Annotated in this window: 15 protein-coding genes and 1 pseudogene; 7 read left to right on the forward strand and 9 right to left on the reverse strand. The window is 74.8% G+C overall.

What is annotated here, in order from left to right; translation table 11 throughout:
* Positions 1-214 precede the first annotated feature (214 nt).
* Positions 215-1,060 carry a helix-turn-helix transcriptional regulator gene (locus F8274_RS13485; protein ID WP_151462644.1) on the forward strand — a complete coding sequence of 282 codons (846 nt, stop codon included), beginning with the start codon at positions 215-217 and terminating at the stop codon, positions 1,058-1,060.
* A gap of 5 nt (positions 1,061-1,065) precedes the next feature.
* On the forward strand, positions 1,066-1,266 hold the full coding sequence (locus tag F8274_RS13490; RefSeq protein ID WP_151462645.1) for a DUF397 domain-containing protein: 201 nt from the start codon (positions 1,066-1,068) through the stop codon (positions 1,264-1,266).
* A 52-nt stretch (positions 1,267-1,318) separates the two neighbouring features.
* Here the strand turns inward: F8274_RS13490 and F8274_RS13495 are convergent, their stop codons facing one another.
* From F8274_RS13495 to F8274_RS13515, 5 genes are all read right to left on the reverse strand, one after another.
* Entirely contained in the window at positions 1,319-2,371 is a 1,053-nt protein-coding gene (locus F8274_RS13495) for an ROK family protein (protein WP_151462646.1), read from the reverse strand.
* 113 nt (positions 2,372-2,484) lie between these two features.
* Complete coding sequence (locus F8274_RS13500; RefSeq protein WP_151462647.1) at positions 2,485-3,276, reverse strand: putative protein N(5)-glutamine methyltransferase; 792 nt, start codon at positions 3,274-3,276, stop codon at positions 2,485-2,487.
* Between the two features lie 172 nt (positions 3,277-3,448).
* On the reverse strand, positions 3,449-4,558 hold the full coding sequence (locus tag F8274_RS13505; protein ID WP_151462648.1) for a cystathionine gamma-lyase: 1,110 nt from the start codon (positions 4,556-4,558) through the stop codon (positions 3,449-3,451).
* 7 nt (positions 4,559-4,565) lie between these two features.
* Complete coding sequence (locus F8274_RS13510) at positions 4,566-5,582, reverse strand: NAD(P)H-dependent glycerol-3-phosphate dehydrogenase (protein WP_151462649.1); 1,017 nt, start codon at positions 5,580-5,582, stop codon at positions 4,566-4,568.
* Positions 5,579-6,304 carry a 1-acyl-sn-glycerol-3-phosphate acyltransferase gene (locus tag F8274_RS13515; RefSeq protein WP_151462650.1) on the reverse strand — a complete coding sequence of 242 codons (726 nt, stop codon included), beginning with the start codon at positions 6,302-6,304 and terminating at the stop codon, positions 5,579-5,581. Before F8274_RS13515 ends, F8274_RS13510 begins: the two co-directional genes overlap by 4 nt.
* Positions 6,305-6,413: 109 nt before the next feature.
* Between F8274_RS13515 and cofC the strand changes: the two are divergent.
* The 4 genes and pseudogenes from cofC to F8274_RS13530 all read left to right on the forward strand — a co-directional run.
* A pseudogene (cofC, locus tag F8274_RS13520) lies at positions 6,414-7,055 on the forward strand (2-phospho-L-lactate guanylyltransferase); the annotation flags it as partial.
* Positions 7,056-7,058: 3 nt separating this feature from the next.
* Complete coding sequence (locus F8274_RS31965; protein ID WP_212838810.1) at positions 7,059-7,256, forward strand: cold-shock protein; 198 nt, start codon at positions 7,059-7,061, stop codon at positions 7,254-7,256.
* 54 nt (positions 7,257-7,310) lie between these two features.
* Entirely contained in the window at positions 7,311-9,599 is a 2,289-nt protein-coding gene (locus tag F8274_RS13525) for an RNA degradosome polyphosphate kinase (RefSeq protein WP_192579819.1), read from the forward strand.
* 40 nt (positions 9,600-9,639) lie between these two features.
* Positions 9,640-10,521 (forward strand): NUDIX hydrolase, encoded by an 882-nt coding sequence (locus F8274_RS13530; protein ID WP_151462653.1) that lies wholly within the window; start codon positions 9,640-9,642, stop codon positions 10,519-10,521.
* A 120-nt stretch (positions 10,522-10,641) separates the two neighbouring features.
* Here F8274_RS13530 and F8274_RS13535 read toward each other — a convergent pair whose 3' ends face one another.
* From F8274_RS13535 to leuC, 4 genes are all read right to left on the reverse strand, one after another.
* Complete coding sequence (locus F8274_RS13535; protein WP_151462654.1) at positions 10,642-12,663, reverse strand: endonuclease/exonuclease/phosphatase family protein; 2,022 nt, start codon at positions 12,661-12,663, stop codon at positions 10,642-10,644.
* A gap of 133 nt (positions 12,664-12,796) precedes the next feature.
* On the reverse strand, positions 12,797-13,441 hold the full coding sequence (locus F8274_RS13540) for an HU family DNA-binding protein (protein WP_151462658.1): 645 nt from the start codon (positions 13,439-13,441) through the stop codon (positions 12,797-12,799).
* A gap of 160 nt (positions 13,442-13,601) precedes the next feature.
* Positions 13,602-14,189, reverse strand: a complete 588-nt coding sequence (gene leuD / locus F8274_RS13545) for a 3-isopropylmalate dehydratase small subunit (protein ID WP_151462655.1) — start codon at positions 14,187-14,189, stop codon at positions 13,602-13,604.
* 15 nt (positions 14,190-14,204) lie between these two features.
* On the reverse strand, positions 14,205-15,647 hold the full coding sequence (gene leuC, locus F8274_RS13550; RefSeq protein WP_151462656.1) for a 3-isopropylmalate dehydratase large subunit: 1,443 nt from the start codon (positions 15,645-15,647) through the stop codon (positions 14,205-14,207).
* A gap of 49 nt (positions 15,648-15,696) precedes the next feature.
* Between leuC and F8274_RS13555 the strand changes: the two genes are divergently transcribed.
* Positions 15,697-16,361: IclR family transcriptional regulator (locus F8274_RS13555; protein ID WP_151462657.1), on the forward strand; the 665-nt coding region annotated here is incomplete at its 3' end.

Consider the following 16,361-nt stretch of genomic DNA (forward strand, 5'->3'; position numbering starts at 1 on the left):
TCTGGCGTGCGGTACGGGCACGCGGCGATCGGGTCGTGGGGGAGTAAAACCCGATCACCGCGCGCCCCATCCCCTCCGGTCGCTCACCACCACCGTCGCCACGACAACCGGTGGTGAGGACGCCGTCACAGATTGACAGGTGGACACGCGTGAATGCAACTCTCATCGGATTTCTCTCATGCCCAAGCTCCCGTTGATGTGCGACCATCGATGCATGGCGCCGAAGACCGCCCGGGCCCGACGGCTCGGCATCGCCCTGCGGACCCACCGGGAGGCCGCCGGCCTCACCCTGGAGGCCGCGGCCGACGAGATCAACAGCACCCGCAGCACCCTGTCCCGCTACGAGAACGCGCAGACGCTGGTCAACCCGGCCACCGTGCGGGCGCTGCTCACCCTCTACGGGGTGGGGCCCGACGAGATCGCCGGTGCCGTGCAACTCGCCAAGGACGCCCGCAAGCCCGGCTGGTGGGTGTCCTACTCGTACCTGCTGGACCGGCGGACCATCGACTTCATCGCCCTGGAGGCGGAAGCCACCGGGATCGCCAACTTCGAGCCGTCGGTGGTGCCGGGCCTGCTCCAGACCGCCGACTACATCCGCGGGGTGATGCGCGGCGGCCCGCACACCCTCAGCGACGAGCAGGTGGAGCAGCGGGTCAAGCTGCGCCTCGACCGCCAGCAACGGCTCACGGGTGACGATCCGCCGATCCTCGACGCCATCATCGACGAAGGGGCGTTACTGCGCCCGGTCGGGGACCGGACCGTGATGGGGGGCCAGCTCCAGCACCTGTTGAAGATGGCCGAACTGCCCAACATCACCGTGCAAGTGATCCCCCTCTCCGCCGGATACCACCGGGGGACGCGGGGGTCGCTGCACATCCTGGAGTTCGCCGATCCGGAGGACCCGATCATCGCCTCGGTCGAGACGGTGGCCGGGCAGATGGTGCTGGACCGGCCGGGCGACCTGCGTACCTGCAGCAAGATCATGGAGCACCTGCGGACCGTGGCGCTGAGCCCGGCGGCCAGCCGGGACGAGCTGCTCCGCCTGCTGAACGAGAGGTAGAACCCATGAACGGCACGAACAGGCCGCACCCGCCGGCGACCGGCTGGCGCAAGAGCAGCCACAGCGGCGACGAGGGCGCGTGCGTCGAGATGGCGCCGCTGCCGGAGGCGGTCGCGGTCCGCGACTCCAAGGACCCGGCCGGCCCGGTGCTGGTCTTCCCGCCAGCCGCGTGGGCCGCCTTCACCGGCGCCCCACCGCGCCCCTGATCCGCCGGTCGCCGGCACCGCAGCACCGCCGCAGGCCGGCGACGGCCCCGGCTCAGCCGGCGACCAGCGGACCCGCGGCGGCCCCGCCGCGGACCGCCTCCAGCGCCGCGATGGCCACCCCGCGCGCACCGGCCATGTCCCGGTCGGGCACCAGCGCGAAGGTGGCCACCGCGCGCTGCTCGGCGCGCAGCACGGTGTGCTCCCGCACGGTGGCCAGGAACCAGTCGCGGAATTCGGGCGCCGCCTCCACCACCCCGCCACCCACGAAGTACGCGTGCGGGTCGGTGAAGTTGGCTGCGATGGTGAACAGCCGGCCCAGCGCCATGGCCTGCTGGGTGAAGAGCTCGCGGGCCAGCGCGTCGCCCCGCTCGCCGTAGCCCCGGACCAGCTTCGCCGCCCGGCCCGGCTCCTCCCCCGCCAGCGGGTGCCCCGGGAACCGGCCCAGCCAGTACGGCAGCAGGTGGTGCGCGATGGCGGTGAGCGAGGCGACGCTCTCCGCGTCCCCCGCGAAGCCGCAGGCGCAGACCGGCACCGGCTGGCCCGGCCCGAGCAGCCCGTCCAGCGGGATGTGCACGTGCCCGAACTCACCGGCCATGCCGGCCGCGCCGCCGACCACCCGGCCGCCCTCCACCACGCCGCCACCGAGCCCGGTGCCGACGATCGCGGCGACCGAGGAGCGGGCCATCGCGTCGGCGCCGAAGTGCACGTGGTGCGCGTAGAGGGCCGCCGCGTTGCCGTCGTTGGCGTAGACCACCGGCAGGCCGAGCCGGTGCTCCAGCGCGCCGCGCACGTCGTAGCCGCGCCACGCGGGCTGGGAGAAGTTGGTCGAGCCGCGCGAGGAGATCACCCCGGTGGCGCTGGCCGGGCCGGGCGTGTCCAGCCCGACCGCGCGGACCATCTCGCGGGGCACCCCGGTCAGCGCCAGCACCCCGTCGAGCGCCCGGGCGAGGGCCTCGATCGCCGCGTCCGGGCCGGCCTGGACCTCGCTCGGGATCTCCACCAGCCCGTCCACCAGGAACCGGCCGTCGACCGTCAGCACGGTGGCGTTGTTGCTCGTGCCGCCGTTGTCCAGACCCACCACCACCGGCACACCCGCGCTGCCCACCGCCACCGCCTCCCGCCGAGCCTGACCTGAGGCTAGTTCGCGCCGCGGCGTCCCGCCACGGTCGCGCGACCCCGCCCGCCCGGTCCCGGCGCGGGGCGGGGTCGGGCGGCGTCTCACCCGCGACGGCGGGCGGTGACGGCGGTGGCCTCCAGGTCGTCGTCGCGCACCACGGACGGGTCCAGGCCGGCGTCGGCCATGATCTGGCAGAGCGCCGCGGCCTGGCCGGCGCTCACCTCCACCGCCAGGTGCCCGCCGGGGGCCAGCCACTCGGCCGCGCCGGCGGCCACCCGGCGCAGCACGGCCAGCCCGTCCGCGCCGCCGTCCAGCGCCACCGGGGCCTCGTGCAGCCGCGCCTCCGCCGGCAGCATGGCCACGGCGCCGCTCGGCACGTACGGGGCGTTCGCCACCACCAGGTCCAGCCGTCCCCGCCACCGCACCGGCAGCGGCGCGAACAGGTCGCCCTGGTAGACCGGCACGCCCAGCGGGGTCAGGTTGCGCCGGGCGCAGGCCACCGCGGCCGGGTCGACGTCGGCGGCGGCCAGCCAGCGGGGCGCCAGCCGGCCGTGCAACACCAGCGCGGCGGCGCCCGAGCCGCAGCAGAGGTCGAGGACGGCGGGCGACGGACCGGCCACCGCCGCGGCGGCGGCGACCAGCAGGGCGGTCCGGCCGCGGGGCACGAACACCCCGGGGTCGACGGCGACCCGCAGGCCGCAGAACTCGGCCCAGCCGAGCAGATGCTCCAGCGGCAGGCCGGCGATCCGGCGGTCGACCAGGTCGGTGAGCGCCTCGGCCGACCCGGCGGCGGCGATCAGCAGGTCCGCCTCGTCCTCGGCGAAGACGCAGCCGGCGGCGCGCAGCCGCCGGACGAGGGCGGGACGGTCGGGAGAGAACAGGGTGGATGGCATGGCTGGCCTTTCGGGAACGCTCGTCGGCGCTCCCGGCGTCGCCCTAACCCTGGGCCGACGCGGACTCGGAGGGAGCGCCGGTCCTCTGCTGGTGGATCGGTCTCACCTCCTTCGGTCGGGGCCCACGCGGGCCGTTGCTGCCCGTCACCTTAGCGGAGCGGGCCGGCCCCCGTCAGGCCGCGTCGAGCGCGGCCGTCACGTCGGCCACCAGGTCGGCGGCGTCCTCGATGCCGCAGGAGAGCCGGACGAAGCCGGGCGCGGTGTCGTCCCCCCACTGGGCCCGCCGGTCGGCCGTGGTGTGCAGCCCGCCGAACGAGGTGGCGGCGGACACCAGGCGGGACGCGTCGAGGAAACGGGCCACCCGGTCGGCGTCACCCAGGTCGAAGGAGAGCACACCGGGCATCCGTCGCATCTGGACCGAGGCCACCGGGTACGCCGGGTCGGCCGGCAGCCCGGGCCAGCGCAGGCCGGTCACGTCCCCGCGGCCGGCGAGCAGCCCGGCCAGCGCCTCGGCGTTGGCGGTCTGCCGAGCCAGCCGCAGGTCCACGGTCGCCAGCGAGCGGTGCGCCAGCCAGCAGTCGAACGCCCCGGGCACCCCGCCGGTGGTGGTCCGCCAGGCGGTCACCGCGTCGAGCAGCTCGGCGGAACGGGTCGCCACGTAGCCGAGCAGCAGGTCGGAGTGGCCGGTGAGGGCCTTGGTGCCGGACGCGACCACCACGTCGGCGCCCAGCTCCAGCGGGCGCTGGCCGAGCGGAGTGGCGGTGGTGTTGTCGACCGCGACGAGGGCCCCGGCGGCGTGTGCCGCGGCGGCGAGCGCCGGCACGTCGGCCACGTCCAGGCCGGGGTTCGCCGGGGTCTCCAGCAGCACCAGACGGACACCCTCGAACGACGGGTACGGCCCGGCGGTCGGCACGAAGGCGACGCGTACCCCGATGCCCTCCAGGGTGGCGGTGGCGAAGGCGCGCACCGGGAAGTAGCCGTCCGCGGGGAGCAGCACGGCGTCCCCGGGGCGCAGCAGCGCCAGCAGCAGGCCGGTGATGGCCGCCTGGCCGCTCGCGAAGACCCGGCAGTCGCCGCCCTCCAGCTCGCCGACGGCCGCCTCCAGCAGCCGCCGGGTGGGGTTGTCCGGCCGCCCGTAACCGTTGGGGGTCGCCTCCGGCCCCCGCCACGGGTCCAGGTGGTACGGCGCGGCGAACACCGGCCCCGGCAGGAACGGCTGGCCCGGTTCCGGCGCGGGCAGCCCGGCGTGCACGCTGCGCGTGCCGTCACCCCACTCGGTCATGGCCGCCTCACTCGTACGACTCGGGCTTCGCGGTCCGGCTCATGAGGGCGTCCACGGCGAGCCGCGGGTCCATCCCCTCGTGGCAGATCCGCTCGATCTGCTCGGTGATCGGCATCTCCACCCCGTGCGCGCGGGCCAGGTCCCGGATGGCCAGGCAGCTCTTCACGCCCTCGGCGGTCTGCCGGGTGGCCGCCTGGGCCTGCTCCAGGGTCTCCCCCCGGCCCAGGTGCTCGCCGAAGGTGCGGTTGCGGGCCAGCGGCGACGAGCAGGAGGCGACCAGGTCACCCATGCCGGCCAGGCCGGCGAAGGTGATCGGGTCGGCGCCGAGCGCCACGCCCAGCCGGGCGGTCTCGGCCAGGCCGCGGGTCATCAGCATGGCCCGGGTGTTGTCGCCGAAGCCCATGGCGGTGGCGATGCCGTACGACAGGGCGATCACGTTCTTCACGGCCCCGCCCAGCTCGCAGCCGATCACGTCGTCGTTGGTGTACGGCCGGAAGTACGGCGTGCGGATCGACGACTGCACCAGGGCGGTCCGGCGGCTGTCGGTGCCGGCGACCACTGTCGCGGCCGGCTGCTCGGCGGCGATCTCCGGGGCCAGGTTCGGCCCGGAGACGACCACCACCCGGTCGGCCGGCACCCCGGCGGTCTCCATGATCACCTGGCTCATCCGCTTGGTGGTGCCCAGCTCGATGCCCTTCATGAGGGAGACGAGCGTGGCGTCCGGGTCCAGGTACGGGGTCCACTCGGCGAGGTTGCCGCGCAACGTCTGCGACGGCACGGAGAGCACCACCACCTCGGCGCCGGCGATCGCCTCCTCGGCGTCCCCGGTCGCGGTGACCCGGTCGGGCAGCCGCACGTCCGGCAGGTAGTCCGGATTGTGGCGCCCGGTCCGGATCGCCTCGGCCACCGAGGCGCGCCGGGCCAGGATGGTCACGTCCCGGCCGGCGTCGGCGAGGATCTTGGCGAAGGCGGTGCCCCACGAGCCCGCGCCCAGCACCGCGACGTGCCCGCTGCGCTCGCTCACTCGGTCACCTCGGGCGTGCGCGTCCGGGCCGGCCGCTCCCACAGCGGCGGTGGTGTCCCGCCACGGATCTCGGCGACCAGGTCCCGGATCCGCAGCATGATCGTGTCCGTCATCTCCTCCAGGATCGCCCGGGTCGGCGTGGCGCCCTCCCACCGGCTCAGGTCGACCGGCGGCCCGGCGACCACCGTCACCGGCGTACGCGGCCGCAGCCCGACGCGGGCCGTCCGCGGATCGAACATCTTCTCCGGGCCGACCATGGCGATCGGGATCACCGGCGCGCCTGTGGCCAGCGCCAGCCGGGCCGCACCGGTCTTGCCCTTCATCGGCCACAGGTCCGGTTCGCGGGTGGTGGTCCCCTCCGGGTAGATCACCACGGCGCCGCCCTGGTGCACCGCGGCGACCAGCTTGTCCAGCGACCGGGCCGCCTCGACGCTGCCGCGCTCCACCGGGATCTGCCGGCACCGGTGCAGGATCCAGCCGATCACCGGCACCCGGAACACGCTGGCCTTGCCGAGGAACTGCGGCCAGCGCCCGGCGTCGTGGATGAAGTGCGCGGACACCAGCGGGTCCGCGTGCGAGATGTGGTTGGGCACGATGATGATGCCGCCCTCGCTGGGCAGGTGCTCCATGCCCCGCCAGGTGCGACGCGTCCACACGGTCAACACCGGCTTCACCAGCACCACGGCGAACCGTGGCCAGAATCCCAGCCTCCGCGGTGCCACCCTGCCTCCTCGTTCCGCCCCACGCGCGCACGCCCCGGGACGAAATCATGCCTGCTCGCTCCCGGTCCGGCCAGTGAGGGTACCGCCGCCCGGCTGGCAGGATTGTCACGTGCTTGAGCCGACCTGGACCGTCGTGGTGCCGGTGAAGCGCCTCGGAGTGGCGAAGAGCCGCCTGCGGGGCGCGCTGCCCGGCGTACCCCATGAGGAGCTGGCGCTGGCCCTGGCGGCCGACACGGTCCGCGCGGTGGGGGCCTGCCCGGCGGTGGCCGGGGTGCTGGTGGTGACCGACGACCCCCGGGTGGCGGCGGAGGCGACGGCGGCCGGCGCGACGGTCGTCCCGGACCCGGCGGCCGGGCTGAACGCGGCCTTCCGGCAGGGCGCGGCGGCGGCCGGCCCGCGCGCCGCGGTGGCCGGACTCACCGCCGACCTGCCGGCGCTGCGCCCGGCCGACCTGGCCGAGGCGCTGCGGGCCGCCCCCACCGGCGGGGTACGCGGGTTCGTGGCCGACGCCCTGGGCAGCGGCACCGTGCTGCTCGCCGCGCCGCCCGGGGTGCCCCTGGCGCCCCGCTTCGGCCCCGGCTCGGCGGCGGCGCACGCGGCGAGCGGGGCGCTGCCGCTGGCCGGCGGCTGGCCCACGCTGCGCCGCGACGTGGACACCCCGGCCGACCTGACCGCCGCCGCCCGGCTCGGCGCCGGCCCGCGCACCGCCGCGCTGCTGGCCCGGGCCGGCCGGGACGTCGGGTACGGTGCTGGCATGCAGGGCACGGTGGCCACCTACGACGCGTCGACCCGCAGCGGCGTGCTGCTCCTCGACGACGGCACCGAGCTGGCCTTCCCGGCCCGCGCCTTCGACGCCTCCGGGCTGCGGCTGCTCCGGCTCGGGCAGCGGGTCCGCATCGAGCGGGACGCCGCCGGCGAGGTCGTCCGGGTGACGTTGCCGACGATGGCGTGACCAACCTGCCCGGAGTTCATTTTCCGTTCACCCTTGTCGGGGAATCATGAGGTGGTGAGCACCCCTCGCGAGCACCCCGACGGTCCCCGTAACCTCGTCGATCCCGGCGCGCCCCGCAACGGCGCGTCGACCCGCGGCGCCGACGGCCGGTTCCGCCGCGTCCGCCCGCCCGAGGAGAGCGTCAGCCCCGAGCCCGCGGCAGCGGCCTCCGCCGGGCTGGAGGAGTCCCTCGACCCGGTCGAGGGGCCGGGCCCGCAGGTGGAGCCGCCGGCGGCCCAGCCGCTGCCGGAGGACCGGTTCTTCAACCGTGAGCTCTCCTGGCTCGACTTCAACACCCGGGTGCTGGCGCTGGCCGAGGACCCCCGCACGCCGCTGCTGGAGCGGGCCAAGTTCCTGGCCATCTTCGCCAGCAACCTGGACGAGTTCTACATGGTGCGGGTGGCCGGGCTGAAGCGGCGGCTCTCCGCCGGCCTGCCGGTGCGCGGCGGCGACCGGCTGCCGCTGCGGACCCAGCTGGAGCTGGTCGCCGAGAAGACCGCCGACCTGGTCTCCCGGCACGCCGCCTGCTTCGTCGACGACGTGCTGCCGAAGCTGGCCGCCGAGGACATCCGCATCCTGCGCTGGAGCGACCTCGACGACGCCGAGCGGGAACGGCTGCGCACCTGGTTCCGCGAGCACATCTTCCCGGTGCTCACCCCGCTCGCGGTGGACCCGGCACACCCGTTCCCCTACATCTCCGGCCGTTCGCTGAACCTGGCCGTCTCGGTGCGCGACCCGGACGGCGGCTCCGAGCTGTTCGCCCGGGTCAAGGTGCCCAACAACGTGCCCCGGTTCGTCCGGGTGGCCCGCGACCAGCCGGGGGTGCGCTTCCTGCCGGTCGAGGACCTCATCTCGGTGCACCTCGGGCAGCTCTTCTCCGGCATGCAGGTGGTCGAGTGCCACCTGTTCCGGGTGACCCGCAACGCCGAGGTCGAGGTGGACGAGGACCGCGACGAGGACCTGCTCCAGGCCCTGGAACGGGAGTTGGCCCGGCGCCGGTTCGGCCCGCCGGTCCGGCTGGAGGTGGCCGCCTCCATCTCCGACCACATGCTGGAGCTGCTCGTCCGCGAGCTGGACATGGACAGCCAGGACGTGCTCCGCGTCCGCGGCCTGCTCGACCTCTCCGCGCTGTGGCAGGTCTACGGCGAGGCCGACCGCCCGGACCTCAAGGACCCGCCGTTCGTGCCGGCCACCCACCCCCGGCTCGCCGAGGGCGAGGTGCCGCGCAGCGTCTTCGCCACCCTGCGCGACGGGGACGTGCTGGTGCACCACCCGTACCACTCGTTCGCGACAAGCGTGCAGCGCTTCGTCGAGCAGGCCGCCGCCGACCCGAACGTGCTGGCCATCAAGCAGACCCTCTACCGCACCAGCGGCGACTCCCCCATCGTCGACGCGCTGGTCGACGCGGCCGCCGCCGGCAAGCAGGTGGTGGTGCTCGTCGAGCTGAAGGCGCGCTTCGACGAGGTGGCCAACATCGGTTGGGCGCGCACCCTGGAGCGGGCCGGCTGCCACGTGGTCTACGGCCTGGTCGGCCTGAAGACCCACTGCAAGACCGCCCTGGTCGTCCGCCAGGAGGGCAACCAGATCCGCCGCTACTGCCACATCGGCACCGGCAACTACCACCCGAAGACCGCCCGGCTCTACGAGGACTTCGGCATGCTCACCGCCGACCCGGAGATCGGCGCCGACCTCACCGACCTGTTCAACGTGCTCACCGGCTACAGCCGGCAGACCGCGTACCGGCGGCTGCTGGTGGCCCCGCAGGGCATCCGCAGCGGCCTCGTCGAGCGGATCGAGCGGGAGATCGAGCACGTCCGGCTGGGCATGCCGGGGCTGGTGCAGTTCAAGGTGAACGCGCTGGTCGACGAGGAGATCACCGACGCGCTCTACCGGGCGTCCCGGGCCGGCGTGCACGTGGACCTGCTGATCCGGGGCATGTGCACGCTGCGGCCCGGCGTGCCCGGGCTGTCGGAGAACATCCGGGTCCGCTCGATCCTCGGCCGGTTCCTGGAACACTCGCGGATCTTCCGGTTCGGCAACAACGGCGACGCGGAGTTCTGGATGGGCTCGGCCGACCTCATGCACCGCAACCTGGACCGCCGGGTCGAGGCGCTCGTGCAGGTGAGCGACCCGGTGGCCCGCGCCGAGCTGGACCACGTGCTGACCGCCGCGTTCAGCCCGGAGGTGGACGCCTTCGAACTGGCCCCGGACGGCACCTGGCAGCGGCGTACCGGCGGCGACGACACGCCGCTGACCCATCTGCAGGACCTGCTCCTGCACCGGGTCGGCGGTAGGGCGGGCTGACCGGACCACGACCCGCTCGGAGCGGGCATACGGTGAGCGGATGACGGACGACGAGCCGGTGCGGATCCGGGCGGCGGGCGGGGTCGTCTGGCGCCCGGCCACCGGCGGCGTCGAGATCTGCCTGGTGCACCGCCCCCGGTACGGCGACTGGTCGCTGCCCAAGGGCAAGCTGGACGCCGGCGAACACCCGCTGCGGGCCGCCGTCCGCGAGGTCGCCGAGGAGACCGACGTCCGGGCCGTGCCTCAGGTACGCCTCCCCACCGTCCACTACCGCAGCGAGGGCCGGCCGAAGACCGTCGACTACTGGTCGATGCGGGCCGCCGCGCAGGGCGGCTTCCAGCCGGACACCGAGGTCGACGAGGTGGCCTGGTTCCCCACCGACGAGGCGGCCCGCCGGGTCAGCTACCCGCACGACGCCGAGGTGATCGCCGCGTTCGCGGCGCTGCCGCCCGTCACCGCCACCGTGCTGCTCGTCCGGCACGCGCACGCCGGCAAGCGGGGCACCTGGACGGGCCCGGACACCGGCCGGGAGCTGGACGCCGAGGGCTGGGCCCAGGCGCAGGCGCTCGCGCCGCTGGTCGCCCTGGTCCGCCCGGCCCGCCTGGTCTCCGCCTCGGCTCGGCGCTGCGTGCAGACCCTCGCCCCGGCGGCCGCCCTGCTGGACCTGCCCGTCGAGGTGGTCGGCGACCTGGACGAGCCGCGCCCCGGCCAGCAGCCGGACGAGTGCGCCCTGGCCGCCGCCGCCCGGCTCACCGCGCTGGCCCTCGACGGGGAACCGGTCGCGGTGTGCAGCCAGGGCAAGGTGATCCCGGGCGCGCTGGAACGGCTGACCGGCCGCTCCGACGACTACACCACCCCGAAGGGCGGCGGCTGGCTGCTCGCCTTCACCGGCGACCGCCTGCTCGCGGCCGACCGCCTGTAAGGAGGGGCCCCCTGCTAACGCCTCCGGCAGAGCAGGGGCCCCCTTCAAACACCACCCCATGTGTGCAGGGCGAGTGTCACCGCGACCGGAGGGCGCCTCGGCCGGACCGGCCGGGAGGGTTTACGGCAGGGTGAGGGTCACCGTGACCGGGAGGTGGTCGCTGGCGGTGCCGCGTGGGGCGGTCACCTCGGACGGGGCCAGTCCCGGTGTGACGAAGACGTGGTCGATCTGGGTGCGCGGGTCGTCGGCCGGGCTGGTCCGCAGCGGGCGGGCGGCGGCCAGCGCGTCGACCAGCCCGGCGCGGGTGAACTCGGCGAACGCGGCGTCGCCGGGCTCGGTGTTCAGGTCGCCGCCGAGCACCAGCGGGCGGCCGGCCGCGTACCGGGTGGCGAAGGCGGCCACCTCGCCGGCCTGGGCCACCGGGCCCTCCCCCGGCGGCGGTTGCAGGTGCGTGGCGACCACGGCGAGTTCCCGGCCGCCGAGGTCGAGCGTGACGCCGAGCGCCTGTGCCCCGGTCGGGGCCCCATGCGCCGCGAGGGGCCGGGTCCGGCCGGCCCGCACCGGGAAACGGCTCAGCACGGCGTCGCCCCACACCGGGTCGGCGGCGGGCGCGAAGACGTACGGCATCCGCAGCCGCCCGGCCAGCAGGGCGAGGGTGTCGTGTCCGCCGTTGAGCAGCCACCCGCGGTCCACCTCGCTGAGCAGCACGACATCGGGCCGGCTGCCCTCCACCGCCCGGGTCAGCGCGTCCAGGTCGAGCCGCCCGTCCAGCCCGAACCCCATCCGGATGTTGTACGCCACCACCCGTACCGCCGCCGGTGGCGTCGCGGGCGGGTTCGGCGCCGGAGTGGGGCGGTGGATCCCGCCGCCCACGGCGGTCAGCAGCATCGCCCCGAGGACCGTCCACACCGGCACCGGCCGGCGGAGCGGGGATGCGGCGAACGGCGGGGCGACCACGGCCGCCGCGGCGACGCCCAGCGCCGCCAGCACCGGCACCCACCCGTTCGGGTATCCGAGGTCGTAGGCGGCGTAGTAGGCCACCGCGCCCACCGCGAACCCCAGCATCCCGCCGACGACGGCGAACCCGCGCCTGCCGGACACCCGACGGGCCGGCGCGTTGCCGTCTTCGGGGACGCCGTCGACGAGGGCGAGGCAGCCACCGAGACCGGCGGCGGTGAGCAGGACCGCCGGTGCCAGCCAGCCCGCCCGGTCGGTGGCGAACAGTCCGGCGCCGACGACCAGCGCCGCCGGCCAGAGCAGCCGGGCCACCGGCCGGGGCGGCCGGAGCAGCACCGCCAGCAGGAAGAGGCCGATCGCCACCTCGGGCACCGCCGCGAGGTGTGCCGGGGGCAGCCCCAGACCGGGCAGGTCCGCCGACCCGTGCCAGTACGAGGCGGCCGAGTCCCACACCGCCGGTGCGAGCGCCAGCTGGCCGGCCAGCAGCAGCACCGGGCCCACCAGCAGCCAGGCGGCCGGGCCGGCTTCGCCGCGCGGCCCCGACGCGGATAGGCCGCTACCGGACCGGACGGCGGGACGGACCGAGACGGCAGACCCGGCCGAGACGGCAGGATCAGGAGCTTCGGCGGAGCCACGTGACGGGGCCGTCGTCCGTGGTGAGCGGCGGAGCCAGGCCGGCGTGGAGGCCGCCTGGGCGGCCAGGAAGGCGCCGACGAGCAGGACGCTCACCGTCCAGCCGAGCATGCCGCCCCGCCAGACCAGGTCCTCGGTGCCGAGCAGGGCGTGCGCGACGGCGGCCCCGGCCAGGCCGAACGCCAGGCCCGGCACCGGCCGGGCGACCGTCGCGGCGGTCGCGCCGAGCCAGACCAGGCCGGCGAGCAGGCCGGCGCAGGCCAGCCAGAGCTGGAGCCGGCCGCCGGGCGCGGCGGTCAGGGCGAGCCGGGCGGCGGCCAGCACCCCGGCCGCGACCACGCCCACCGGGCGCGGACCGAGCCGGCGGACCAGGACGGGCGCGGCGAGGGCGAGGACGAACCAGCCGAGGGCGAAGGCGCCGAGGAGTTCGGCCGGCGTCTCGGCCGCCCGGCCGAAGATGGTGATGATCGACGGCAGCCACACCCGCAGCACGTCGAGCAGGACGACGACGCCCAGGGCGAGCGCGGTGGTGGGGAGGTGACGGTGGCGCACGGGCGCCCCTCTTCTCGTGACCGACGGGGGTTTTCGGCACGAGGATTCTCCGGGCCCGCGGGACGGCGGGTCAACGCGTACCCACGAGAAAGGGCGCCCACCGCGGACGGTGGGCGCCCTTCGGGCCGTGCGGTCAGCGCCGGCTGGCGGCCTTCTTGGCCGGTGCCTTCTTGGCCGGTGCCTTTTTGGCCGGTGCCTTCTTCGCGGCGGTGCTCTTGGCAGCCGTCGTCTTCTTGGCGGCGGTGGTCTTCTTGGCCGCGGTCGTCTTCGCCGCGGTGGTCTTCTTCGCCGTGGTCGTCTTGGTCGCGGCCTTCTTCGCGGGCGCGGCCTTCTTGGTCGCGGCGGTGGTCTTGGTGGCCTTCGCCGCCGTGGTCTTCTTCGCGGCGCCCGCCGCCGTGGTCTTCTTCGCGGCGGTCGCCTTGGCCCCGGTCGCCTTCGCACCCGTGGTCTTCGCGGCGGCGGCCGAGGTGGTCTTCTTGGCGGCAGCGGTGGACTTCGGCACCTTGCCGCTGGCCACCATCTCCTTGAAGCCCGCGCCCGCACGGAACGTCGGGACGGAGGTCTTCTTGACCTTCACCGCCTCGCCGGTCCGCGGGTTGCGCGCTGTTCGGGCCCCCCGGATGCGCTTTTCGAACGCTCCGAAACCGGTGATCGCCACCTTCTCGCCCTTGGTGACCGCCGCCTGGACCTCAGTGAGGACCGCCTCGAGCGCGGCCGTCGCCGTCTTCCGGTCCCCCAGGCGAACGGCGAGCGCCTCGATGAGCTCGGCCTTGTTCACGACTTCCTCCCGATTGTGCAACTGACTCGTCGCGAGCCATTCTGCGCGCACGGTATGCCCTGTGCTGCCTGGACACAAACATTCGATGGAAAAAAGCCCTTGTGTCGTAACGGATTCGCCCCCACCGGCCGGGCCGGTGGGGGCGAAAAGCTATCTGTGGTCAGGCGACCGAGGGCAGGAACGGTGACCGGGCCGCCTCGTAGGCGCCGATCTCGGCCTCGTGCCGGAGGGTGAGTCCAATGTCGTCCAAGCCCTCCATGAGCCGCCAACGGCTGTGGTCGTCGAGCGGGAAGGCCCAGGCGGCGTCGCCGGCGTGGACCTGGCGGGCGGCGAGGTCGACCGTGATCGGGGTGGTCGGCTCGGATTCCACGAGATCCCACAGTTCTTCCACGGCTTTCAATTCCAACTCGACTGGAAGGAGTCCTTCCTTGAGCGCGTTGCCGCGGAAGATGTCGCCGAAGCGGGGCGCGATCACGGCCCGGAAGCCCCAGTCCCGCAGCGCCCAGACGGCGTGCTCCCGGGAAGATCCGGTGCCGAACTCGGGGCCGGCGATCAGAATCGACGCACCCGAATGGACGGGATCGTTGAGAACGAATGACGGATCTTCCCGCCACGCGCTGAACAGACCGTCCGCGAATCCGGTCCGGGTCACCCGCTTGAGGTACACGGCGGGGATGATCTGATCGGTGTCCACGTTGGACCGCCGCAGGGGCACGGCGGTGCCGGTGTGCGCGGTGAACTTGTCCATCTCTCGGCTGCCCTTCTACAGGTCGGCGGGGGCGGCCAGCCGGCCGACCACGGCGGTGGCGGCGGCGACCGGCGGGGACACCAGGTGCGTACGCCCGCCCCGGCCCTGGCGGCCCTCGAAGTTGCGGTTGGAGGTCGAGGCGGAGCGCTCGCCCGGCTTCAACGTGTCGGGGTTCATGCCCAGGCACATGGAGCAGCCGGCGAAGCGCCACTCGGCGCCGGCGTCGGCGAAGACCTTGTCCAGCCCCTCCGCCTCGGCGGCCTCGCGCACCGCGGCCGAACCGGGCACCACCAGCATGCGTACGCCGTCGGCGACCTTGTGCCCGCGCAGCACGTCGGCGGCGGCGCGCAGGTCCTCCAGCCGGCCGTTGGTGCAGGAGCCGACGAAGACCACGTCGACGGCCAGGTCACGCAGCGCGGTGCCGGGCGCGAGGTCCATGTATTCCAGGGCCCGGCGCGCGGCGACCCGCTCGGGCTCGGTGACGAACTCCTCCGGGTCCGGCACGGCCGCGCCCAGGGGCACACCCTGGCCCGGGTTGGTGCCCCAGGTGACGAACGGCGTGATCCGGCCGGCGTCCAGGGTGACCTCGGTGTCGAAGGTCGCGCCCTCGTCGGTGGGCAGCGTCCGCCAGTGGGCCACCGCCGCGTCCCAGTCGGCCCCCTGCGGCGCGTGGGGCCGCCCCTTGAGGTACGCGAACGTGGTCTCGTCCGGCGCGATCATGCCGGCCTTGGCGCCCCACTCGATGGACATGTTGGCGATGGTCATCCGGCCCTCCATGGAGAGGTTCCGGATGGCCTCGCCCCGGTACTCCACGATGTGACCGCGCCCGCCGCCCGTGCCCACCTGGGCGATCAGGGCGAGCACCAGGTCCTTGGCGGTGACCCCCGGGGCGAGCTGGCCGGTGACGTTCACGGCCATGGTCCTCGGGCGCGCCTGGGGCAGCGTCTGGGTGGCCAGCACGTGCTCGACCTCACTGGTGCCGATGCCGAAGGCGAGCGCACCGAACGCGCCGTGGGTGGCGGTGTGCGAGTCGCCGCAGACGATCGTCATGCCCGGCTGCGTGAGGCCGAGCTGGGGGCCGATGACGTGCACGATGCCCTGGTTCTCGTCGCCCAGCGGGTGCAGCCGCACGCCGAACTCGGCGCAGTTGCGGCGCAGCGTCTCGATCTGGGTGCGGGAGGTGGGGTCCGCGATCGTGAGCAGGTCGCCGCGCCGGGAGCGGAACGCCGGGTCGTCGTACCCGGTCGGGGTGTTGTGGTCCTCGGTCGCGACCGTCAGGTCCGTGCGGCGGACCCGGCGGCCGGCCAGGCGCAGCCCGTCGAACGCCTGCGGGCTGGTGACCTCGTGGAGCAGGTGCAGGTCGATGAAGAGCAGGTCCGGCTCACCGGCGGCGGAGCGGACGACGTGCGCGTCCCAGACCTTCTCGGCCAGGGTCCTCGGTTGAGTGACTCCCACCATCTGGACATCCTAAATTCTGGGAGGTAAATTTCGGCTTGTGGGACACAGTATGAGCGGTGTCGGCGTTCTCGACAAGGCGGTGGTCATCCTGGCCGCCTGCGTCGACGGCGCCAGCCTGGCCGAACTCGTTGAACGCACCAAGCTGCCCCGGGCCACCGCGCACCGGCTGGCACAGGCGCTGGAGATCCACCGGATGCTGGTCCGGGACACCCAGGGCCGCTGGCGCCCGGGCCCCCGGCTCGGCGAGCTGGCGAACGCCGCGCCGGACGTGCTGCTGACCGCGGCGGAGCCGCTGCTCGCCGCGCTGCGCGACGCCACCGGGGAGAGCGCCCAGCTCTACCTGCGCCGCGCCGACGAGCGGATCTGCGTGGCGGCGGCCGAGCGGGCCAGCGGCCTGCGGGACACCGTGCCGGTCGGCTCGGTGCTGCCCATGACGGCCGGGTCGGCGGCGCAGATCCTGCTCGCCTGGGAGCCGCCCGAGGCCGTCATGCCGCTGCTGCCCCGGTCGAAGTTCACCGGGCGCACCCTCGCCGAGGTACGCCGCCGCGGCTGGGCGCAGAGCGTCGCCGAGCGGGAGGCCGGTGTGGCGAGCGTCTCGGCCCCGATCCGCGACCGCACCGGCCGGGTCATCGCCGCCATCAGCATCTCCGGGCCGATCGAGCGCCTGGGCCGCCGCCCCGGCGAACGCCACGCCATGGCCGTGGTCCGCGCCGG

This window comes from Micromonospora sp. AMSO31t, assembly GCF_008868175.1.
Taxonomy (GTDB): Bacteria; Actinomycetota; Actinomycetes; order Mycobacteriales; family Micromonosporaceae; genus Micromonospora.

Bases quoted from the DNA above. Each gene is read 5' to 3' on its own strand.
- F8274_RS13500 (WP_151462647.1), bottom strand. From the start codon at position 3,276: ATGCCATCCACCCTGTTCTCTCCCGACCGTCCCGCCCTCGTCCGGCGG.
- F8274_RS13485 (WP_151462644.1), top strand. From the start codon at position 215: ATGGCGCCGAAGACCGCCCGGGCCCGACGGCTCGGCATCGCCCTGCGG.
- F8274_RS31965 (WP_212838810.1), top strand. From the start codon at position 7,059: ATGCAGGGCACGGTGGCCACCTACGACGCGTCGACCCGCAGCGGCGTG.
- leuC (WP_151462656.1), bottom strand. From the start codon at position 15,647: ATGGTGGGAGTCACTCAACCGAGGACCCTGGCCGAGAAGGTCTGGGAC.
- leuD (WP_151462655.1), bottom strand. From the start codon at position 14,189: ATGGACAAGTTCACCGCGCACACCGGCACCGCCGTGCCCCTGCGGCGG.
- F8274_RS13530 (WP_151462653.1), top strand. From the start codon at position 9,640: ATGACGGACGACGAGCCGGTGCGGATCCGGGCGGCGGGCGGGGTCGTC.
- F8274_RS13490 (WP_151462645.1), top strand. From the start codon at position 1,066: ATGAACGGCACGAACAGGCCGCACCCGCCGGCGACCGGCTGGCGCAAG.
- F8274_RS13505 (WP_151462648.1), bottom strand. From the start codon at position 4,558: ATGACCGAGTGGGGTGACGGCACGCGCAGCGTGCACGCCGGGCTGCCC.